The organism is Lentzea aerocolonigenes (assembly GCF_000955955.1).
Lineage (GTDB): Bacteria > Actinomycetota > Actinomycetes > Mycobacteriales > Pseudonocardiaceae > Lentzea > Lentzea aerocolonigenes_A.
On sequence record NZ_JYJG01000303.1, the window covers coordinates 1 to 21158 of the forward strand.

Genomic DNA, 21158 nt, shown 5'->3' on the forward strand with positions numbered 1-21158 from the left:
CTCACGTGGATGAAGGTTCCCTTCATCGTTTTCAGGCTTCGCGTTCGGTGAGCCACTTGTCCCGGTGCGTGCGCCAGCGGTCCAGCATCGAGCCGAGCTCGCTGTGGCAGAACCGGAAGAACTCGCGGGTCTCGTCCATCCGCAGGCCGGCCTCGGTGTCCGCGCCGAGCGTCGCGACGCCTTCGCCGAGCACCTCGTCGATCATGCCGAGCATCTGGTCCTTGCGGAACGTCGCCTCGTACCAGACGTTGTCGCGCATCCGGTAGACGTCCCGGCGTGATCCCGGCTCCCGCTCGCGGCTGACGATCTGGACCGTGGTCAGGTAGCGCACCGCGCCCGACACCGCCGCCGGTGAGATCTGCAGCAGGTCGGCGATCTCGGCTGCGGTGAGCCGTCCCGAGTCCGTCGTCATCAGCGCCGCGAGGATGCGAGCCGGCATGCGGGGCACGCCGGTGTCCGCCAGAATTCCGCCGAAGCGTTCGACGAACTGGCTCACCGCCTGCATGTCACGCTGTGTAGCCCTAGTCACGGCGGCATCATCCCCTTTCGTCAGCCGATCGGGCAAAATTTACGTACTTCACGAAGTTGTGAAAGAAGTGTAGCTTACCGACCATGACATCTGCGATATCCGTGTCGGGCCTGGTCAAGACCTTCGGCCCGACGCGTGCACTGGACGACCTGAACCTGGACGTCCAGACCGGTGAGGTGCACGGCTTCCTCGGCCCGAACGGTGCCGGCAAGTCGACGACGATCCGGATCCTCCTCGGCCTGCTGCGTGCCGACTCCGGCACCGCGCGGCTGCTCGGCGGCGACCCGTGGAAGGACACCGCGGCCCTGCACCGCCGCCTCGCCTACGTCCCCGGCGACGTGAACCTCTGGCCCAACCTGACCGGTGGCGAGGTCATCGACCTGCTCGGACGGCTCCGCGGTGGCCTGAACAAGGCCCGCCGTGAGGAGCTCCTGGAGCGGTTCGAGCTGGACCCGCGCAAGAAGGGCCGCACCTACTCCAAGGGCAACCGGCAGAAGGTCGCCCTCGTCGCCGCGCTGTCGAGCGACGTCGAACTGCTGATCCTCGACGAGCCGACCTCGGGCCTCGACCCGTTGATGGAGGCCGTCTTCCAGGACTGCATCAACGACGAACGCGAGCGCGGCCGCACCGTGCTGCTGTCGAGCCACATCCTGGCCGAGGTCGAAGCCCTGTGCGATCGGGTGAGCATCATCCGCAACGGCCACATCGTCGAGACCGGCACGCTGGCCGACCTGCGGCACCTGACCCGCACGTCCATCTCCGCGGAGCTCGCCGGACCGCCGAACGGGCTGACGTCGATGGCGGGTGTGCACGACCTGGTCGCCGAGGGCAACCGGGTGAGGTTCGAGGTCGACTCGGACAAGCTCGACCCGGTGCTCAAGCAGCTCGTGTCGTCGGGCGTGCGCACGCTGACCTCGCAGCCTCCGACGCTGGAGGAGCTGTTCCTGCGGCACTACGAGGACGCGAAATGATCGGCGTCTGGCACCTCGTCCGGCTGGCGCTGCGCCGCGACCGGATCCTGCTTCCCGTCTGGGTCGCCTTCCTCGTCTTCACGACGCTGTCGACCACGACCGCGCTGCAGGAGCTGTACGACACGCAGCAGTCGCGTGACCTGCTCGGCGCCACCGCGAACGCCAACTCCGCGTTCCTCGCGATGCTCGGCCCGCTGCACGACTGGTCGTCGCTCGGCGGCCTCGTCGTGTGGCGGTGGGGCGTCTTCGCGGGCCTGTTCATCGCGATCATGGCCATGCTGGTCGTCACGCGGCACACGCGCGCCGAAGAAGAAGCCGGTCGCACGGAACTGATCGCCGCGACGGTCGTCGGACGGCACGCACCGCTGGCCGCCGCGGTGATCGTCGCGGGTGGCACGAGCCTGCTGATCGGGGTGCTGCAGGCGTTGGTGCTGATCGGCAAGGACCTCGATCCAGCGGGTGCGTTCGCGTTCGGGCTGTCGACCGCGAGCGTCGGGCTGGTCTTCACCGGTGTCAGCGCGTTCACCGCGCAGCTGTCGGAGAACTCGCGCGTGTCCAACGCGATCGCGGGCGGGTTCCTCGGCGTGACCTACCTGCTGCGCGCCGCCGGAGACGCGGCGGGGGAGTCCGGTCCGCAGTGGCTGACCTGGTTCTCGCCGATCGGCTGGACCGAGCACGTCCGCTCGTTCGCCGACAACAGGTTCTGGGTGCTCGGCGTCTCGCTGGCTTTCACCGTGGCGCTGGTCGGCGTCTCCGCGTGGATCGTGACGCGCCGGGACGTGGGGCTTGGCTTGCTGTCCGCACGCCTCGGGCCTGCTCGCGGCACGATCGGCACGCCGCTCGGGCTGGCCTGGCGGTTGCAGAAGGGCTCGCTGATCGGCTGGTCCATCGCGCTGTTCGCGGTGGGCGTGATCTACGGCAGCGTCGCCCAGGCCGTCGGGCAGATGGTGCAGGACAACCCGACGCTCGGGCAGATCGTCAGCAAGATCGGCGGCGCCGACGCGATGGTGGACGCGTTCTTCGCCACCGTCACCCAGCTGATCGGGCTGATCGCGTCGATCTACCTGGTGCAGGCGGTGCTGCGGCTGCGTTCCGAGGAGACCGCGTTCCGCGCGGAGCCTCTGCTCGCGACCCCGGTGTCGCGCTGGGGCTGGGTGGCCTCGCACGCGGCGTTCGCGCTGGCCGGCGGCGCGGTCGTGCTGGCGGCGTCCGGTCTCGGCCTGGGGCTGGTCTACGGCGTGCAGACCGATGACGTCGGTGGCGTGCTGCCCCGGATGCTCGGTGCCGCACTGGCCCAGCTCCCGGCCGCGTGGGTGATCGCGGGTGTCGCGCTGCTGTTGTTCGGACTGTTCCCGCAGCTCACGGGCGTCAGCTGGGCCGTGGTGTCGGTGGCGCTGGTGCTCACGCTGCTCGGCCCGGCCCTGCAGCTCGACCAGTGGGTGATCGACGTGTCGCCGTTCACGCACGTCCCGAAGTACCCGGACATCACCGCGGGGCCGCTGCTGTGGCTCACCGGGGTGGCGGTGGTGCTTCTGGCTGCGGGGTTCGCCGGGTTCCGGCGCCGCGACCTGACCACGTGATGATCGCGGGCACGGTGATCAGCAGTCCGGCCGGGACGAGGAATCCCAGCAACGGATGCGATTGGTAGAGCGGGACGAACGCCAGCGGGGCCACGGCAGCGCCCATGAAGCGCAGTGACTGCACGACACTGACGCTGCCGCCCCTGTTGGCGTTCTCGCTCTGCAGCACCAACGCGTTGACGCTCACCAGCACCCCCTGCGCCGCCGCACCGGTCAGCGCCCACGCGAGCACCGCGATGGCCGCCAACGGTGTCGTGCCCACCGCCGCGACGAGCCCGCCGCCCAGCGTCGCGCCGACGACGACCGTGGTGGTGGCGCCGAACTTGTCGATCGCCTTGCCCACCTGCCGCGCGGTCAGGAACCCGACGATGCCGAACCCGGTGAGCAGCACGCCTCTTTCGCCCGCGCCGAGTCCGAACACGTCGTCCAGCCGGAACGCGACGAGGAACGACAGCCCGCCCAGACACCCCCAGCACACGAAGGCGACGACGGCGGGCCTGATGGTGCTGGGCACGAACGCGCTTCTGAGGCTCGCGTTCCGTTCCGGCTCGGAGTCCGTCTGCGGCACGCCCAGGACCGCGAGCCCCACGGCCACCACCGCGATCACCACGAACGCCAGCCGCCAGTCGGCCTCGGCGGCGAGCCCGCCGACGAGCGGGGCGGACGTCTGCCCGGCCGCCTGCATCGACCCGAACAGGCCCAGCGCGCGGCCGAGCTTCTCCTTCGGCGTCGAGGCGGCGATGACGGCGAGCAGCACCGGCGTGGTGAACGAGTTGGCCGCGCCCTGCAGCGCCCGGGAGGCCAGCAGCACCTCGAAGGTCCACGACGACGCGGCCAGCGCGGACGCGATGGCGTAGGCGATGTACGCGATGCGGACAGTCCGTTGTGGACCCCAGCGTTGCGCGAACGTGCCGGACGCCAGCATCAGCACCGCGAACGGCACGAGGTAGAACGTCAGCGTCGAGGCCGCCGCACCTGGTGACCGGCCGAAGGTGGTTCCGATCTCGGGCAGGATCGACGTCGTGATGGCGCCGCCGAACGGCCCGATCAATGCGCCGGCGTACAACCCGGCGCGTGCCAAGCGGCCCACAGACACCTCCGCCGCTCACCCTAGTGGGGGAGCGGCGACGATGGTTGTTGGAGCTAAGTTTTTCTGGCGAGTATCGGCCTATGCGCACGCACCACACACACGGCGCTGGCCGGGTACCCCCAATTTCAAGACTAGCGAGAGGGTCGGACACCCAGCCGACAGCAGGTCAGCGGGGGCCGGTCGACGGCCAGCCCGGGCCGCGGCCCCGGCGGCGCAGGTAGCGCTCGAACTCCGCGGCGATGTCGTCACCAGAGGCCTCGGTGATCTGGATGGCCGCGTCACCGCGCTCCTCCAGCGCGCGCACGTAGTTGCGCACGTCCTCGTCCTCGTCGGCCATCTCGGTGACCGTGCGCTCCCACTCCTCGGCCTGCTCCGGCAGCGCGCCGAGCGGGACCTCGATGTCGAGGACCTCCTCCACCCGGTGCAGCAGCGCCAAAGTGGCCTTGGGGGAGGGCGGCTGCGAGACGTAGTGCGGCACGGCGGCCCAGAACGAGATCGCCGGGATGCCCGCCTGCACGCACGCGTCCTGGAACACGCCGACGATGCCGGTCGGGCCCTCGTACTTCGAGTGCTCCAGGCCGAACCTCGTGGCGGCGTCCGGGTCGTAGGCGGTGCCGGTGACCGGCACGGGGCGGGTGTGCGGCGTGTCCATGAGCAGCGCGCCCAGCGTCACCACCGTCGTCACCCCGAGAGCCTCGATGTGGCCCAGCAGTTCGGCGGCGAACTTGCGCCACCGCATGTTCGGCTCGATGCCGTGCACGAGGATCACGTCGACTTCGGAGCCGGGAGGCCGGCACACCGACAGCCGCGTCGTCGGCCAGTCGACCCTTCGGGTGACACCGTCCACCATCCGGACTGTGGGCCGCGTCACCTGGAAGTCGTAGTAGTCGTCCGGGTCGATCTCGGCGAGCGGGGTGGCGTCCCAGGTGAGTTGCAGGTGCTCGATCGCCGTGCTGGCGGCGTCGCCGGCGTCGTTCCAGCCTTCGAAAGCGCAGACCATGATCGGACTCGTGGGCGGAACGCGCGGGTTCGAGGGGGTCGGGGATTCCTGGGACGGATCGTTCACGGGCGCCAGACTACGGCCTCACCCTGCTAACTCATCGTAGGCTTGGCCCATGCGTGATCGCGGAGCGTCGCCATTGCTGGAAGCGCTGGTGAGCCGGGTTGTCGTCGCTGACGGCGCCATGGGCACCATGCTCCAGGCCGCTGACCTCTCCCTTGACGACTTCAACGGTCTGGAGGGCTGCAACGAGATCTTGAACGTGACCCGCCCGGACGTCGTGAAGGCCGTGCACCGCGGCTATCTCGAGGTCGGTGTGGACGCGGTCGAGACGAACACGTTCGGCGCGAACCTCGCGAACCTGGCCGAGTACGACATCCCGGACCAGATCTTCCACCTGTCCGAACGCGGCGCCGCGCTGGCCCGTGAGGTCGCGGACGAGTTCAGCACGTCCGGACAGCCCAGGTTCGTGCTCGGATCGGTCGGTCCCGGCACCAAGCTGCCCACGCTGGGCCACGCGCCGTTCGCCACGTTGCGCGACGCCTACCAGGAGCAGTGCAAGGGCCTGCTGGTCGGCGGCGTGGACGCGATCATCGTGGAGACCTCGCAGGACCTGCTGCAGACCAAGGCGTCGATCATCGGCGCGAAGCGGGCCATGGCAGCGGAAGGCCGGGACGTCCCGATCATCGCCCAGGTCACCGTCGAGACGACCGGCACGATGCTGCTGGGCTCGGAGATCGGCGCCGCGCTCACGGCGCTGGAGCCGCTCGGCATCGACCTCATCGGACTGAACTGCGCCACCGGCCCGGCCGAGATGAGCGAGCACCTGCGGACGCTCTCCAAGCACGCCCGCATCCCGCTGTCGGTGATGCCGAACGCCGGTCTGCCCGAACTCGGCCCGCACGGCGCGGTCTACCCGTTGTCGCCGGAGGAGCTGGCGCAGGCGTTGAGCGGGTTCGTGCAGGAGTTCGGCACGCGGCTCGTCGGCGGCTGCTGCGGCACGACGGCGGAGCACCTGCGTCAGGTCGCCGAGGCGGTGCGCGATCTCGGTCCGTCCGCGCGCCGTCCGCGCCCCGAGCCCGGTGTGTCCTCTTTGTACCAGGCTGTCCCGTTCAAACAGGACGCCAGCGTCCTGATGATCGGCGAACGCACGAACGCCAACGGCTCCAAGGCGTTCCGCGAGGCGATGCTGGCCGAGAAGTGGGAGGACTGCATCGAGATCGCGCGTGACCAGACGCGCGAGGGCGCCCACCTGATCGACCTCTGCATCGACTACGTGGGCCGCGACGGCGAAGCGGACATGCGCGCACTGGCTTCTCGGCTGGCCACCGCGTCGACGTTGCCGATCATGCTCGACTCCACCGAGCCAGGCGTGCTCCAGGCCGGTCTGGAATGTCTCGGTGGCCGCTGCGCCGTCAACTCGGTGAACTACGAGGACGGCGACGGCCCGGACTCCCGCTTCCAGAAGATCATGCGGCTCGTGAGCGAGCACGGCGCGGCGGTCGTGGCGCTGTGCATCGACGAGGAGGGCCAGGCCCGCACCGCCGAGTGGAAGGTCCGCGTCGCCACCAGGCTGATCGAGGACCTGACGACGAACTGGGGCATGCACCGGTCGGACATCATCGTCGACTGCCTGACGTTCCCGATCTCCACCGGTCAGGAGGAGGTGCGCCGCGACGCCGTCGAGACGATCGAGGCGATCCGCGAGCTCAAGCGCCGTTTCCCGGACGTGCAAACGACTCTGGGCCTGTCGAACGTCTCCTTCGGACTCAACCCGGCCGCACGTCAGGTGCTGAACTCGGTGTTCCTGCACGAATGCGTCCAGGCCGGCCTCGACACCGCGATCGTGCACGCCTCGAAGATCGTGCCGATGGCGCGCATCCCGGACGAGCAGCGCGCGGTCGCTCTGGACCTGGTCTACGACCGCCGCCGCGAGGGGTACGACCCGCTGCAGAAGCTCATGGAGCTGTTCGAGGGCGTCACGACCAAGTCGAACTCCGCTTCCCGTGCCGAGGAACTGGCCGCGCTGCCGTTGTTCGAACGTCTGGAGCGCCGGATCGTCGACGGTGAGCGCAACGGCCTGGAGTCCGATTTGGACGCTGCGCTGGAGCAGCGCCCGGCGTTGCAGATCATCAACGACACGCTGCTGGCGGGCATGAAGACCGTCGGCGAACTGTTCGGCTCCGGCCAGATGCAGCTGCCGTTCGTGCTGCAGTCCGCCGAGGTCATGAAGTCGGCCGTGGCACACCTCGAACCGCACATGGAACGCTCCGACGACGGGGGCAAGGGCCGGATCGTGCTCGCCACGGTGAAGGGCGACGTGCACGACATCGGCAAGAACCTCGTCGACATCATCCTGTCCAACAACGGCTACGAGGTCGTGAACATCGGCATCAAGCAGCCGATCAACACGATCCTGGAGGCCGCCGAGAACCATCGCGCGGACGCGATCGGCATGTCCGGCCTGCTGGTCAAGTCGACCGTGATCATGAAGGAGAACCTCGAGGAGATGAACTCCCGGGGAGTCGCCGCCCGGTGGCCGGTCCTGTTGGGTGGCGCGGCTTTGACGCGCGCGTACGTCGAGAACGACCTGACCGAGATGTACTTCGGCGATGTGAAGTACGCCCGCGATGCCTTCGAGGGCCTGCGGTTGATGGACGCGATCATGGCGGCCAAGCGCGGCGAGGCTCCTCGCGTCGATCCCGAAGCCGAGGCGAAAGCCGCCGAGCGCAAGGCCCGCCGCGAACGGTCGCTGCGCATCGCCGCCGCCCGCAAGGCCAAAGCCCCCGTCGTCGAGGAAGAGCCCTTCCCCGGCCGCTCGAACGTGGCTTCGGACAACCCGATCCCGGCGCCGCCGTTCTGGGGCAGCCGGGTCGTGAAGGGCATCCCGGTCGCGGACTACTCGGCCTTGCTGGACGAACGTGCGACGTTCATGGGCCAGTGGGGCCTGAAAGGTACGCGCGGCGGCGGCCCGACCTACGAGGAGCTGGTCGAGACCGAGGGACGCCCGCGCCTGCGTTACTGGATGGAACGCCTTGCCACAGAAGGTGTTCTTGCCCACGCCGCCGTCGTCTACGGCTACTTCCCGTGCGTGTCCGAGGGCGACGACCTGATCATCCTGGAGGAGCCTTCCGCGGACTCCGCCGAGCGCTTCCGCTTCACTTTTCCGCGCCAGAAAAGGGATCGCAGGCTCTGTCTGGCGGACTTCTGGCGTCCGAAGGAGTCCGGTGAGGTCGACGTCATCGCGTTCCACCTCGTGACGATGGGTCAGCCGATCGCCGACTACGCCAACGAACTGTTCGGCAAGAACGCGTATCGTGAGTACCTGGAAGTCCACGGACTGGGGGTCCAGCTCACCGAGGCGCTGGCCGAGTACTGGCACAAGCGGGTCCGCGAGGAGCTCGTGTGGCCGACGGGCGGCACTGTCGCCGCAGAAGACCCCGCCGACGTCGAGGCGTTCTTCAAGCTCGGCTACCGCGGCGCGCGGTACTCGTTCGGCTACGGCGCCTGTCCCGAGATGGAAGACCGCAAGCGCATCGTCGACCTGCTCGACCCGGCGCGCATCGGCGTCTCGCTGTCCGAGGAGCTCCAGCTGCACCCCGAACAGTCCACCGACGCCTTCGTGGCGCACCACCCGGAGGCGAAGTACTTCAATGTCTGACCCGGCTGCATCCAATCCTCTTGGTGTCCTGTGGGACATGGACGGCACGCTGCTCGACTCCGAGAAGCTCTGGGACATCCCGCTCTACGAGTACGCGGAGAAGCTCGGCGGCACGCTCTCCCTGGAGACTCGTGAGCGCATGGTCGGCACCAACGTGCCCACGACGATGCGCCTGCTGTTCGCCGACGTCGGCATCGAACCTTCAGCGGACGACCTGGCGGACGGCGCCGCGTGGATCTCCCGCCGCACCGAGGAGGTCTTCCGCGCGGGCCTGCCGTGGCGTCCGGGCGCTGCCGAGGCGCTCCGGGCCGTGCGTGCGTCGGGCGTGCCGATGGCGTTGGTGACGTCGACCGAGCGCGCGCTGACCGAGGTCGCGCTGGACACGATCGGCAGGGACCTGTTCGACGTCACGGTGTGCGGCGACGAGGTGGACGGGCTGAACAAGCCGCTGCCCGAGCCGTACCTGAAGGCGGCCCGCCTGCTGGGTGTCGACGCGGCTTCGTGTGTGGCGATCGAGGACTCGCCGACCGGTGTGGCTGCCGCGGTGGCTGCCGGGTGCACGGTCCTGGTGGTGCCCTGCGACGTCGAGGTCGAGGCGGGGGAGCGGCGGATCTTCCGCGACTCGCTCGTCGGCGTGGACCTGGACGTGCTGAAGGCTCTCTAGCTCCAGCATTCGCGCGGCACGAGCGTCGGCGAGACCGGCGCCCACTCGGGCACACCGGGCAACGCCCGACCGGCCGGGGTGTCCACCGGCTTCGTCGTCGGCAGGTCCAGCCACGTGCGGCGCTCCGGCCCGAGGTCGCTCGACACCGGGAACATCATCCCCACGGCCTGCCGCAACCGGATCTCCGCCGCCAGCTCGGCAGCGCGCGGTGTCGACACGACCCACTCGCGCAGCGGGCCCCACAGCCACAGCGCGGGCCCGTCCGACAGGTCCATCCGGATCTCGGTCTGCCCGTCGGCGGCACAACGGCGGATCGGGGCGAGGCCGCCGCGCAACGTGCCGGCTCGCACCACGTGCCAGGCCGCTAGAGGCACGTGCAGCGACGACAACACCGGCGTCTCGGTGACCAGGCCTGGCGGCACCGGTTCGTAGCCGAGGAACGTTCTGCGCACCGACACCGACAGCCGCACCCCGTTGGCCAACGGCTCCGTGATCACCGGCAACGACTCCGGATACGGCACCTGATCAGGCACGACAGGTGGCGCCGGCGGTGTGCCAGGCGACGGTTCGCCGACCGGGAAGGGCTCCGCGGCCTCCCACTTGGCCTTGTCCGGCCGTGTGGGTGCCAGGTGGGCGCCGGCGGGCTCGAACCCGGTCGGGGTGGCGACGCGCATGTTCGGATTGATCTTCCACACCTGGGCGGCCGCCACTCCGCCGTAGCGGGCCACCCGGCGGCGGCGTCGTTCGATCTCGGCTGCGAGTCCGCGCGGGTCAGGCGTGGGCACGAGCACGTCGAAGGCCGCCCTGATCCACACCGCGGGCCCCGCCGGCAGCTCGATCTTGGTCTGCAGGCCGGTGAGCCGGTCGGGCTTGAGCTTGAGCTTCTTGAGCAGCGTGCCCGGCTGCACGAGCTGGACGGCTGCGAGCGGCACGCCCAGCACCGAGGAGTCGACCAGCGCGCCGTTCGTCACGGGACTGAAGTACACGCGGTCCTGCTCGATCACCACGGCCACGTCGGCAGACAGCGGCACGATGATCGGGGCGTCGTTCATCGGCGCAGCTCCGGTGGCAGCAACGGGATCAGGGCGTTGAGGTACGCGGCGGAGTTCCGCGCGTGGCCCCGGCCTTCCGGGCGCAGGGTGATCCACCCGTCGCGCATCTCCAGCGTTCCGGTGAACCTCGTCGGCTCGGCGGTCAGCGCGGGCGTGACGCGGCGGACGAACGCGATGTCGGCGCAGTGCACCAGGAACCTGTCGTCGAACGACGGCACCCCGACCGCCACCGCGCCGTCGTTGCGGTCGTCGAGCTTGTTCTCGCCTCGCACGGTGACGCGCAACGGCGGACACGGGCCGATGACCGTGCTGGTCCGCTCGAACTCCGTCGTGTAGTAGTTGCCCGAGTCGGACACGCCGTGCTTGAAGGTCGTGTCCTCCTCGTCCCGGACGGTGAACGTGCGCCCGCCGATCGTCTCGGTGCGTTCGGCGGGCTGCCTGCGTCCCAGCATCAGATGTCGAGCTCCTGATCGGTCTTGGCCGCTTCCTGGTCGGCCCCGTGCTGGTCGTACGTGATGGTCTTGTAGATGCCGTCGGCGTACCCGGCCACCTTGTTCGCGATCTTGACCGGGTCGGTGTACTCCGAGCCCTTCGGACCGCTCTGGTCCAGGCCGACCGCCTTCTCCCCGGCCTTGTACCCGGCTTCCGACAGCGCCTTGCCGAACGAGTCCGGCTTCTTGGCCGCGCCTTCGACGAAGGCCTTGCCGATCTTGGAACGCCCGATCACGTCCCGGATCTTCCGCAGCACGTCCATGATCTTCTGGATGATCGAGCGGACCTTGTTGACCTCGCCGGTCGCCTTCGCGGTCGAGACGCCGGCCTCGACCGGGGTGATCGCCGCCGCCGCGGCCTCGGAGGCGCCGCACGTCGGCACCGCGGCGAGCTGGGCGGCGATCCACGTGACGACCAGCCACTCGATCAGGTCGCTGAGAATCCCCTTGATGATGTCCTCGGCCACCTGCATGAACATCGAGCTGCCCTGCAGCAGCGACGCGATGTGACCGGCCGTGGCCGCGGTGCCCTCGATGCCGTGGTGGAACCCGCCGAGCTTCTGCGCGGCCTTGTCCCCGGCCTCCGACTTCCAGCTCTGCAGGCCTTCCTTCAGCTTCTCGTCGAAGGTGCGGGCCAGCTCCTCGGTCTGCTTGGCGATGTCGTTGAACGTGCCCGCGGCCTTGCTCGTGGCCGCCGGGTCGCCGGTCACCAGGTCGACGGCCTGCTTGAGCGGCGCGACCACGTCCAGCAGGAAGCCCAGCCCCTTGGAGATCAGCCAGTTCAAGGGGTCGCTGATGGCACCGGCGAGCTTCATGCCGTCCTGCATGAAGCCGTTCATGTCGGAGATGACGGTGACGACGTCCTTCGCGATGGCCTCGCCGTCACCTTTCTTGATGTCGTCGCCGAGCTTCGCGCTGTCCTTCATGAGCGAGTAGCTGCTGCCGCCGAAGGGAACCAGCTTCGCCGCCGACTTGCCCGCGTTGTCGCCGGAGTACTGGCCGGTGTAGCTGCTGCCCACCGCACCGAGGTCCGAGGTGGCTTTGCCGCCGGAGACCATCGGGGGCGCGGTCGCGTTGTCGAGTCCGGTCTGGAGGGTCTTGCCGAACGCGTCGGTGGTGACTTTTTCGTTGTCGGCATAGGTTTGCGCCGTCGCGGTGAGGGTGGCGTCGATCTTGCCGAAGCCCTCGGTCATCTTGCCGAAGTGGCCGTGCAGGTCGCCGAGGAGGGCGTCGTACTGCTCGTACATGCCGAGCAGTTGCCCGAGCGCGCCCCAGCTGATCGCCGGGACGGACGCGGTGGTGGCCGCGTCGTTGAGCTTCGTGGAGCTGGCGGTGAGCGCGCCGACGTTCTTGGCGCACTGCGCGAGCTCGGCCGGGTGCACGATGAAGTCGGTCACCAGCGATCATCCCTGCGGAAGATGCTGCCGGTGTCATCGTCGTCGTCTGCCGGCGGACGCGGGCGGGCGGGCGGATCAGCGGGCTGGCCGAAGATCTCCTGCTGCGTCTTCTGCACGCGTTCGACGATCGCGATGCCGGAGTGGCCCTGCACGATCTCGGCCTGCTGACGCGCGGCGGCCGCGACGGCCTGCTGCAGCGTCGTCATCACGGACTGGGAGAGCTGGGACGGCGACAGCTTCGCGGCGTCCTCGGTGAACCGGATCTCCTTGATGGAACCGGACAGACCCGCGACGACCGTGACGGCGCGGTCGGGGGACTGGACGCTGGCCTCGACCGTTCTGAGCTCGGTGCCCATCGACTCGTAACCGGCGGCACGGGCGTCGGCCGCACGGTTGGCCTGCTCGAAGAACTCGAGCTTCTGACGCATCTGTTCCAGCAACTCAGCGCTGTCAGCCATGCACCGAACGTACCAATGCCGCCTGGGTGGGGTGGCCGTACCCTCGGCCACCCCACTCAATCAGGCGACAGCGGCTTTCGCGGCGGCCTTGGTCCTGCGCGCGGCCGGGTCGATCAGCAGGCCGAACACCACGCCGAGTCCGACGTAGAGCGTGGCCAGCTGGGCGAGCGAGCTGAGGCGGAACTGCCACAGCACGGCCACCGGCATGTCCGCGGGGATCGTGTCCGGCGGCGCGGGGAACGCCAGCAGCACCACCGCGACGGCCGCGACCACCGCGAGCAGCACCGCCGTGACGCGCACCGGCTGCGACTGGGCCTGGAGCCGCTCGGCGAGCCAGCTCGCGCCCCAGACGATCACCAGCCCGGCCACGACCACCCCGAGGTAGAGCGCGGTCCGGTAGTTCACCGTCTCCGGGTCGCCCACCGCGGGCGGGTTGGCCGGGTACTTGAGCCACGGCAGCAGCGCGACGGCACCGAACACCGCGGCACCGAGCGCGAGGCTGCGGCTGAACGGCGTGCGGTCGACGAACCACCGCTTGGACAACGCGTAGGCCGTGGCGAACACGAGCCCGACCGCGATGCCGACGATGATCACGCCGAGCATGCCGCCCACGACCTGGGCGCCGCGGCTGACCAGCTCTTCCTCGCCGTGCGAGTGGCCTTCACCGGCAGCGGGCTCCCGAGCCTCCTCGACCGCGAGCGCGGCACGAATGGGGATCTCGGTCACCAGGAGTTGCACCAGCGCGGAGGCGACGCCGGCGACCAGACCGGCTCCGATTCCGCGCAGCGCAAGAGACTTGTACGTCGTCATGTGCTTGATCCGCTGGTCGGCGGATCAGTGGCAGGGAACGCCGAGCGCGTGCCGGCCGTCGTGGAAGAACTCGTGCAGCATCTCGGAGCCCGCGCCCAGCGCGAGACCGTTCTCCTGCAGGACCAGGTAGGTGACGATCAGGCCGAGCAACGCGACTGCGAAGGCCCACTTGGGCACCTGAACTGCGGACAGATTTGCTGCGGGGCTCGTCATGACGGGCTCCTCCATACCTCGTGGAAGGTCAACTCTCCTTGCGGCGCCGCAGCCGGTCTCCTGACTCCCGGATCAACGCTGTCCCCGCGTCTTCCCAGCGCCCGACGGGTGCCAGTGACGTGCTCGGCGGGGATAACTTCCCGGTCACAGTGGCGAGGACCGCGCCGGATTTCCACCGGCTTCCCGTCACTGCGGCGCGTGCACCGTAAGTTGAGTTGCCTGTTAAGCACAACCGGCCATAAGAGTTGTTGCGTTCCTCACTTCACGAGTGGACAGTCGCCGCACTTCCCACCAGCGGCTACCCGGTAGTAAAGACAACAGCTCCTGCGCAGGAACCCGAGGTCGCCGGGGATGCTCAGGAATTCCCCCGCCTGTTCGAACGGCGGTGAGCTCATCAGCCGGTTACCGCGAAGTTCCGCTTCCTCGGCCGTGAGCATCCGTGCGCGGACAACCATTTTCAGCGCACCCGCGATGTTCGACATCGCGTTGCCCCACAACAATCCGCGCGCCACCGGGGTGACGCGCTGGATAGCTTCCACCACGGGTTCGAGCGCTTCTGGCGCTGCCGGGCCGAGCTGCGGCAGCTCGATGCGGACGCTCAGGCCGTTGACCGGATGGTGTTGCCACCACAGGTTTTCCGGCCGGATGTCGATCGGCATGTTCGCCGCCGTGAGCGGGCTGAGCAGACGCGCGGTGTAGCTGAGGAAGAACAGGCTCGCCGCGACGCGTGGTTCCTCCGCTTTGTACCGGGTCGCGATGGCGTCGATGGTGGTTTTGAGCGCCGGGCCTTCCAGAAGTGCCGTTCCGGGGAGCCACGTTTCGTCCGGACGGCCCACGTCGAGCGCGAAGAACGGGTTGATGCCGCGCACTCGGCGCAACGCTTCGAGCACTTCGCTGAACTCAGACACGAGAATTCACGCTACCGGGTGTCCATGCAGGACAGATCACGTCCACGGCCTGGGACAGATGTGACCGCGGTGTGGACGCGGGTTCTGGAGATGGGAGGATGTCGACCCGTGAAGACCTTCGACTCCCTGTTCGCAGAGCTGACCGAACGAGCCGCCACCAAGCCGGCGGGATCCGGCACCGTCGCAGCGCTCGAGGCCGGCGTCCATGCGCAGGGCAAGAAGGTCCTGGAGGAGGCGGGCGAGGTCTGGATCGCCGCCGAGTACGAGTCCGACGAGAAGCTCGCTGAAGAGATCTCGCAGCTGCTGTACCGCCTCCAGGTGATCATGCTGGGCCGCGGGCTCACCCTTGACGACGTCTACAAGTACCTCTGACGGAGACTTTCACATGCTGCGCGTTGCAGTCCCGAACAAGGGCGCGCTCGCCGAACGCGCCTCCGCCATGCTGACCGAGGCGGGCTACCGGCAGCGGCACGAGCCGCGCGACCTCACCGTGCTCGACCCGAACAACGACGTCGAGTTCTTCTTCTTGCGCCCCAAGGACATCGCGATCTACGTGGCGTCCGGCGACCTCGACCTGGGCATCACCGGGCGTGACCTGGCGGCCGACTCGGGTGCCGACGACAACGGCTCGTCGGTCGAGGAGCTCCTGGCGCTCGGCTTCGGAGGGTCGACCTTCCGCTACGCCGGGCCCAAGGGCACCGACTGGCAGATTTCCGACCTGGAGGGCAAGCGCCTCGCCACGGCGTACCCGAAGCTGGTCAACCGCGATCTGAAGGCCAAGGGCATCTCCGCCCAGGTGATCCGCCTCGACGGCGCCGTGGAGATCTCGATCCAGCTGGGCGTGGCCGACCTGATCGCCGACGTCGTGGGCTCCGGGCGGACTCTGCGGCAGCACGACCTGGTGCCGTTCGGCGAGCCGATCTGCGAGTCGGAGGCCGTGCTGGTGCATCGCACCGGTTCCGACCTCACCGCCGCCAAGAAGCAGCTCACCGCCCGCCTGCAGGGTGTCGTGTTCGCGCAGCAGTACCTGATGCTCGACTACGACTGCCCGCGCTCGCTCCTGGACAAGGCGATCAGCCTGACGCCGGGCCTCGAGTCGCCGACCGTGGCGCCGCTGGCGGACGACAACTGGGTGGCCGTGCGCGCGATGGTGTCGCGCAAGGAGGCGAACCAGGTGATGGACGAGCTGGCCGCGATCGGTGCCAAGGCCGTGCTGGCCTCGGACATCAGGTTCTGCCGCCTGTGATCCTGGAGCACGCCGTCCTGGACGTCGTGGCGGGCCAGGAGACCGACTTCGAGTGGGCGTTCGGCGAGGCGCGGGAGCTGATCTCCGCCTCGCCGGGCTTCCTGGGGCTCGAGCTGCTGCGCTCGTTCGAGACGCCGGGCCGGTACCTGCTGCTGGTGCGCTGGGAGTCCGTCGAGGCGCACACGGTCGGCTTCCGGCAGGGGCCGAACTATGAGCAGTGGTCCGCGTTGCTGCACAAGTACTACTCGCCGTTCCCGGTGGTGGAGCACTACGCGAGCGCGCTGAGCACCTCGGCGTCCGTCGTCTGATCGAACCTGTCGTACCAGCGGCTGACCGCGCCGAAGTGGCGTGGGACCAGGATGGCGACCACTGGTGTGCTGAAGGTCGTGATCGAGTCCTTCGCGGCGACCGGCACGGCCAGCGTCAGGCTCTTCGGGCCGTGTTTCGCGACCCAGTGCAGCGCGGCTCTGGCCGTGACGCCGGTGGCCAGGCCGTCGTCGATGACGATGACGTCGCGGTCCTGGATGCCGGGTGGCGGCTTGTCCCCGCGGTAGAGGGTGGTGCGCCGGGCGGATTCCTCGCGTTCCCGGTCGCAGATGGCCACGAGCTGTTCCTCGGTGAGGTCGAGGGCACGCAGGACGCGCGGGTCGTAGATGGGCTCGCTGTCCGCCGTGACGGCGCCGACGCCGTACTCGGGGTGGCCGGGGGCGCCGATCTTGCGCGCCACGACGACGTCCAGCTCGGCGCGGAGCGCGTCCGCGACCTCCTTGGCCACCGGGACTCCGCCGCGCGGGAGGCCGAGGACAAGCGGTTCGTGCCAGGTGTGGGCCGCGAGTCGCGCGGCCAGGGCGCGGCCCGCTTCCTGCCGGTTCGCGAACCTCTTCACAGTCTGTCTGACGGTACGCCCTGATCAGGGCGTGCGGCGCGTCACGCGCGAACGGTGTAACGAAGCCAGGTGCCACCGGCGATCCTATTTCCGGTACCGATCAGTACCGTTTCTGGGGTTTCTAGTGAAAGACAGTTCATGCTCTCTGCGCACCGACGCACGACCACGACCTGGCGGCGGATCCTCGCCCCGGTCCTGGTCGTGCTCTCCCTGTTGACGTTCGTCCCGCCCGCGACGGCTGACATCAGCTACCTGCGCGCGGCGCTGTACGCCTCGTGCGCCGACCAGACGCCGGTGTACTCGGTCAAGGACAACGGCGACCTGTGGCTCACCGCCCACACCGGCGCCCGTTCCGGCCGCAACACCTGGGGCACTGCGACCCGGATCGGCACGGGCTGGTTCGGCCGCGTGCTCGCGGCTCCCGGCGGTGTCCTGCACAGCATCGAGCCCGACGGCACGGTCAAGCGGTTCCGCTGGAACGGCACCGGCTGGGACAACGGCACCAGCACGGTCACCGGCTCCGGCTGGGGCGCCTACGCGACCGGCGACGGCCGCGACCGCGTCACGGTCGACTCCGACGGCGTGCTCTTCCGCCTCGACGGCGGGGTGCTGGTGATGCACCGGTTCGACGGCACGCGGTGGTCCGGCGGCGAGATCATCGACGACGGCTGGGGCTCCTACACCTCCGTCGTCGCCGCCGGTTCCGGTGTGCTCTACACCCGCACGGCCGACGGCGCCGTGTTCCGCCACCACTTCGACACCACGACGAACACGTGGTCGCAGCGTCACCTCAGGACGGGCCGCGACCTCGGCGCCGGCCGCCTCTTCTCGGCGGGCGCGGACACCCTGTACCGGCTCACCGGCGCCGGTGAGCTGGTGTGGCAGCGGTTCGTGCCGGCCAAGGGCGAGTGGGTGACCACCGACCGCGCCGACGGCACGACGGTGGGCACCGGCTGGACCGGCCTGCGTGAGCTGGCCGTCGCGCCGGACGCCTGCACGCTGCGCAACCCGCTCAAGCCCGTGCACCAGCTGATGCAGCTCGGCCTCGGCGCGATCACCGCGGGCGAGGTCGTCACCGCGATCAAGGCGGCGGTCGCCGAAACCGGTGCCGACAACGCCCGGATGGGTGCGCTGGCGAAGGAGGTCGCCGCCTACGCGCAGGCCAACTGGCCCGCCGTCGAGCAGGCCAAGGCCGAGCTGGACGCCCTGCTCGCCGCGCCGGATCCGGAGCAGGCGCTCGTCGCCGCCGCCCGCGCGAAGCTCGCCGCCGCACAGGGCCTGGAGCTGCCGCAGTACCAGGAGCTCAACGCCCTGCTCGGCAAGGCACGCGCGGAGGCGCCGAAGATCCACCAGGCGATCACCCAGTACCGCGGCTTCGTCGACGTCTTCGTCGACGAGGGCCGCAAGCTGATCGTGGTGCTGCGCGACACCGCGCAGTCGTTCCGCGAGATCCCGCCGTTCACCCTGCCCGCCGACTTCAAGGTCGACGTCGACGTCGCCGGTCTCGAGGCGATGGGCCGCGGCTGGGATCAGATGAACGCCGACCTCACGCGGATGAACGAGTCCATCGACGCGTCGATGGCCCAGCTGAACGCCTCCATGGCGGCGTTCAACCGCAACATGGACGAGTTCAACCGCGACATGGCGGACTTCAACCGCACGATGGCCGAGTTCGACGCGTCCATGCAGCGGTTCAACTCCGGCACCTGGTGGCCGACCGGCGGGTTCAGCCTCAGCGGGCTCAAGTTCGACTTCGACCGGGTGTTCCCGACGGGGACGACGCAGGAGCAGCGCGACGCGACAGACCGCAAGGTGGCCGCGCTGGTCGGCTTCATCCCGTACGTCGGCAGCGGCAAGGGCATCGCGGACGCCATCACCGGTCGCGACACCATGACCGGCGAGCGGCTCGGCGGTCTCGACCGCGCGCTCAACATGCTGCCGATGTTGCGTCCGGTCAAGGAGCTGATGAAGGGCTCCGACGCGATCAACTCGGCGGAGCGCCTGCACGACGGTTCCCGCGGCACCGGCAACGTCGTCGACGGCGTGCGGCTCAACGCCCGGCTCGCGGGCGAGGAGATCGCGAACGGGCACGCCTACCAGAAGCACGTCGTCGAACAGGGCGAGTTTCCCGGTGTGCGCACGCGCGCCGAGTTCGCCCAGCTGGTGGAGAACACCATCGTCCGCGGCGAGATGCGGCCGTTGAACAACAACCGATTGGCCTACTGGTACAACGGGATGGTCGTCATCAGGAGTCCTAGGGCCGCCGACGGTGGCACGGCGTTCGCGCCGAGGGACGGCTACAACTACTTCCTGACCGTCCCGTGATGAGGGAGAGCAACGTGGAAATGGTCCATTCCGATGGCGAGGGCCTCACTTTGTCGCTGACGAAGGAGGAGTTCTTCACCTTGGTCGGGTCGATCAACGAAGCACTGGAACTCGTGGACGACTGGGAGTTCGAGACGCGGGTCGGCGTCGCACGCGACTTCGCCGTCGCCCTCAGATCGACCATGAGCGATCTCGCTCACGGGCTCTGACGTCGTGGGGCGTCCACATCGGACGCCCCGCCGTCAGGCCCGCTCGCGCACGAACAGCGCCTGCGCCGTCGTTCCCACGGGCCCCTCGACGTCGTGCACAACGCTGGTCGCGAGCCCCACCCCGTCCGGCCCGATCGTCGTCCGCGCGTCCAGGCCTACCCACTCGCCGACGGGCTGGCGGTGCAGGTGCACGGTCAGGTCGGTGTTGATCGCGTACCACTTGCGAATGTCCACACGGGACGAAACGCCGCTCGCGGAGTCGACCACGGAGAACAGCCGTTCCAGCGGTGTGGGCTCGGAGCCCTCCACCACGGGCAGGCGCGGGCGGGCCCAGACCTTGGCGTCGCCCGGTGTGAAGATGCCGCCGGACACCGACAGCCACTCGACGGCCGCGAGGTAGCCGCCGGACCAGAAGTCCGGGATCTCCATCGGCACGGCGGAAGAAGGCGGTGCCATCTCGGGAACCGCGCCGCCCGCCACGGGCGTCGTGTCGGAGCCGACGATGTGCCACGCACGGGCGGTCAGCACCACGCGGCCCTCGAAGGACAAGGCAGCCGCAAGGAGTTCCACCGAGCGGCCGGGGCGTTCGACCGACGTGGACACCGTCAGGTCGGCGACCGGCACCGGGCCGAGCACCTCGAAGGTCACCCGCGCCAACGAAGGCCGTAAACCCAGCAGCGAGCGGACCAGCAGCGCGGAGGGCGGGCCGAGGTGCTGGCTGTCCGGGCCCCACGGGCCGACGGTGTGGGGCGTGGAGCGGAACGTGTCGTCGCCCAGCGGCAGGTAGAAGGCGTCCATCAGTCGCGGTCCTGCAGAGGCTCGGTGTCGTCCGGCTCCGGCCAGCCGGGGTAGGGCGGCGGGGTGCCGTCGAACGCCGGGCAGAAGGCCTTGTGGTCGCAGTAGTCGCACAGGCGGCTGGGGGACGGGCGGAAGTCGCCGGTCGGGGCCGCGCGCATGATGGCCTGCCAGATGGCGTCGAGGGTGCGCTCGAAGCGGGAGAGCTCGGCCTCGTCCGGGGTGTAGGCGAGGGCCTGGCGGTCGGCCAGGTACATCAGCCGGAGCTGGCGCGGGACCACGCCGCGCAGCTTCCACAGCACCAGGGCGTAGAACTTCATCTGGAACAACGCCTTCGCCTCGCCCACCTCGCGCGGGGCGGCGCCGGTTTTGTAGTCCACGACCCGGATCTCACCCGTCGGGGCCACGTCCACGCGGTCGATGTAGCCGCGCAACAGCACGCCGGACGGCAGCTCGGACTCGACGAGCAGCTCGCGGGACTCCGGTTCGAGCCGGCGCGGGTCCTCCAGGCCGAAGTAGCCGTCCAGCAGCTTCGTGGCCGACTCCAGCCACTGCGCTTCCTCGTCGCTGCCCTCGGTCGCGAACAACGAGGAGAACTCCGGGCGTTCGGCCTTCACCCGTTCCCAGGCCGGCACGATCATCGAGCGGGCGCGGTCGGGCACGCGCTCCACGGCGGGCAGGGCGAAGAGATCTTCGAGGACGGCGTGCACCACCGTGCCGCGCACCTGCGCCTTCGTCGGCTTCTCCGGCAGCCGGTCGACCGCGCGGAACCGGTAGAGCAGCGGGCACTGCTTGAAGTCCCCCGCCCTGGACGGCGACAGCGCGGGCCTGCGCAACGTGGTGCTCATGCTTCGAACCCTAGGACAGGGGTCT

At 69.4% G+C, this 21158-nt stretch carries 22 protein-coding genes and 1 riboswitch; of the genes, 9 read left to right on the forward strand and 13 right to left on the reverse strand.

The genetic code is table 11. The features are described from left to right. Positions 1-31: 31 nt before the first annotated feature. Positions 32-529 carry a GbsR/MarR family transcriptional regulator gene (locus tag UK23_RS34260; RefSeq protein ID WP_156213592.1) on the reverse strand — a complete coding sequence of 166 codons (498 nt, stop codon included), beginning with the start codon at positions 527-529 and terminating at the stop codon, positions 32-34. Positions 530-612: 83 nt separating this feature from the next. Here UK23_RS34260 and UK23_RS34265 point away from each other — a divergent pair, with 83 nt between their 5' ends. Together UK23_RS34265 and UK23_RS34270 are read left to right on the forward strand one after the other, a co-directional pair. Next, positions 613-1500 carry an ABC transporter ATP-binding protein gene (locus UK23_RS34265; protein WP_045315883.1) on the forward strand — a complete coding sequence of 296 codons (888 nt, stop codon included), beginning with the start codon at positions 613-615 and terminating at the stop codon, positions 1498-1500. Further along, the gene (locus UK23_RS34270; protein ID WP_045315884.1) at positions 1497-3080 is read left to right on the forward strand and encodes an ABC transporter permease; all 1584 of its coding nucleotides are present in this window, start codon (positions 1497-1499) and stop codon (positions 3078-3080) included. The genes UK23_RS34265 and UK23_RS34270 overlap by 4 nt, the downstream gene beginning before the upstream one ends. Here UK23_RS34270 and UK23_RS34275 read toward each other — a convergent pair. After that, positions 3010-4170 carry an MFS transporter gene (locus UK23_RS34275; RefSeq protein ID WP_231114810.1) on the reverse strand — a complete coding sequence of 387 codons (1161 nt, stop codon included), beginning with the start codon at positions 4168-4170 and terminating at the stop codon, positions 3010-3012. The two genes, UK23_RS34270 and UK23_RS34275, sit on opposite strands and share 71 nt — an antisense overlap. A gap of 166 nt (positions 4171-4336) precedes the next feature. After that, complete coding sequence (locus UK23_RS34280; RefSeq protein WP_082115200.1) at positions 4337-5236, reverse strand: PAC2 family protein; 900 nt, start codon at positions 5234-5236, stop codon at positions 4337-4339. Between the two features lie 49 nt (positions 5237-5285). Here UK23_RS34280 and metH point away from each other — a divergent pair, with 49 nt between their 5' ends. Then, entirely contained in the window at positions 5286-8831 is a 3546-nt protein-coding gene (gene metH / locus UK23_RS34285) for a methionine synthase (RefSeq protein WP_045315887.1), read from the forward strand. Between the two features lie 37 nt (positions 8832-8868). Beyond that, positions 8869-9495, forward strand: coding sequence for an HAD family hydrolase (locus UK23_RS34290; protein WP_156213593.1), 627 nt, complete (start codon positions 8869-8871; stop codon positions 9493-9495). Here UK23_RS34290 and UK23_RS34295 read toward each other — a convergent pair. The 7 genes from UK23_RS34295 to UK23_RS34325 form a co-directional block, all read right to left on the reverse strand. Next, complete coding sequence (locus UK23_RS34295) at positions 9492-10547, reverse strand: hypothetical protein (RefSeq protein ID WP_045315889.1); 1056 nt, start codon at positions 10545-10547, stop codon at positions 9492-9494. The genes UK23_RS34290 and UK23_RS34295 overlap by 4 nt on opposite strands. Then, complete coding sequence (locus UK23_RS34300) at positions 10544-10999, reverse strand: hypothetical protein (RefSeq protein ID WP_045315890.1); 456 nt, start codon at positions 10997-10999, stop codon at positions 10544-10546. Before UK23_RS34300 ends, UK23_RS34295 begins: the two co-directional genes overlap by 4 nt. Next, positions 10999-12435, reverse strand: a complete 1437-nt coding sequence (locus UK23_RS49220) for a hypothetical protein (protein ID WP_052685320.1) — start codon at positions 12433-12435, stop codon at positions 10999-11001. The genes UK23_RS34300 and UK23_RS49220 overlap by 1 nt, the downstream gene beginning before the upstream one ends. Beyond that, the gene (locus tag UK23_RS34310) at positions 12432-12893 is read right to left on the reverse strand and encodes a YbaB/EbfC family nucleoid-associated protein (protein ID WP_052685321.1); all 462 of its coding nucleotides are present in this window, start codon (positions 12891-12893) and stop codon (positions 12432-12434) included. The genes UK23_RS49220 and UK23_RS34310 overlap by 4 nt, the downstream gene beginning before the upstream one ends. A gap of 60 nt (positions 12894-12953) precedes the next feature. Continuing rightward, positions 12954-13703 (reverse strand): CbtA family protein, encoded by a 750-nt coding sequence (locus UK23_RS34315; protein ID WP_045315891.1) that lies wholly within the window; start codon positions 13701-13703, stop codon positions 12954-12956. Positions 13704-13727: 24 nt separating this feature from the next. Then, a complete protein-coding gene (locus tag UK23_RS34320; protein ID WP_052685323.1) occupies positions 13728-13916 on the reverse strand; it encodes a CbtB domain-containing protein in 189 nt (62 codons plus the stop codon). A gap of 32 nt (positions 13917-13948) precedes the next feature. After that, a riboswitch (cobalamin riboswitch) is annotated at positions 13949-14139 on the reverse strand. 34 nt (positions 14140-14173) lie between these two features. Further along, the gene (locus UK23_RS34325) at positions 14174-14824 is read right to left on the reverse strand and encodes a (2Fe-2S)-binding protein (protein ID WP_045315893.1); all 651 of its coding nucleotides are present in this window, start codon (positions 14822-14824) and stop codon (positions 14174-14176) included. 108 nt (positions 14825-14932) lie between these two features. Here UK23_RS34325 and UK23_RS34330 point away from each other — a divergent pair, with 108 nt between their 5' ends. From UK23_RS34330 to UK23_RS34340, 3 genes are read left to right on the forward strand one after another with little or no spacing between them, the layout of a single operon-like run. Next, entirely contained in the window at positions 14933-15196 is a 264-nt protein-coding gene (locus UK23_RS34330) for a phosphoribosyl-ATP diphosphatase (RefSeq protein ID WP_045315894.1), read from the forward strand. Between the two features lie 13 nt (positions 15197-15209). Beyond that, positions 15210-16070 (forward strand): ATP phosphoribosyltransferase, encoded by an 861-nt coding sequence (hisG, locus tag UK23_RS34335; protein ID WP_045315895.1) that lies wholly within the window; start codon positions 15210-15212, stop codon positions 16068-16070. Beyond that, complete coding sequence (locus UK23_RS34340) at positions 16067-16378, forward strand: antibiotic biosynthesis monooxygenase family protein (protein ID WP_045315896.1); 312 nt, start codon at positions 16067-16069, stop codon at positions 16376-16378. Before hisG ends, UK23_RS34340 begins: the two co-directional genes overlap by 4 nt. Here the strand turns inward: UK23_RS34340 and UK23_RS34345 are convergent. Beyond that, positions 16339-16956 carry a phosphoribosyltransferase gene (locus tag UK23_RS34345; RefSeq protein ID WP_045315897.1) on the reverse strand — a complete coding sequence of 206 codons (618 nt, stop codon included), beginning with the start codon at positions 16954-16956 and terminating at the stop codon, positions 16339-16341. The two genes, UK23_RS34340 and UK23_RS34345, sit on opposite strands and share 40 nt — an antisense overlap. 138 nt (positions 16957-17094) lie before the next feature. Here UK23_RS34345 and UK23_RS34350 point away from each other — a divergent pair, with 138 nt between their 5' ends. Together UK23_RS34350 and UK23_RS34355 are read left to right on the forward strand one after the other, a co-directional pair. Further along, positions 17095-19281, forward strand: a complete 2187-nt coding sequence (locus UK23_RS34350; RefSeq protein ID WP_045315898.1) for a tachylectin-related carbohydrate-binding protein — start codon at positions 17095-17097, stop codon at positions 19279-19281. Then, on the forward strand, positions 19281-19490 hold the full coding sequence (locus UK23_RS34355) for a hypothetical protein (protein WP_156213594.1): 210 nt from the start codon (positions 19281-19283) through the stop codon (positions 19488-19490). Before UK23_RS34350 ends, UK23_RS34355 begins: the two co-directional genes overlap by 1 nt. Positions 19491-19523: 33 nt before the next feature. Here the strand turns inward: UK23_RS34355 and UK23_RS34360 are convergent, their stop codons facing one another. Next, a complete protein-coding gene (locus UK23_RS34360; protein WP_045315910.1) occupies positions 19524-20291 on the reverse strand; it encodes a thioesterase family protein in 768 nt (255 codons plus the stop codon). Next, a complete protein-coding gene (locus UK23_RS34365) occupies positions 20288-21133 on the reverse strand; it encodes a RecB family exonuclease (protein ID WP_045315900.1) in 846 nt (281 codons plus the stop codon). Before UK23_RS34365 ends, UK23_RS34360 begins: the two co-directional genes overlap by 4 nt. Positions 21134-21158: the final 25 nt, after the last annotated feature.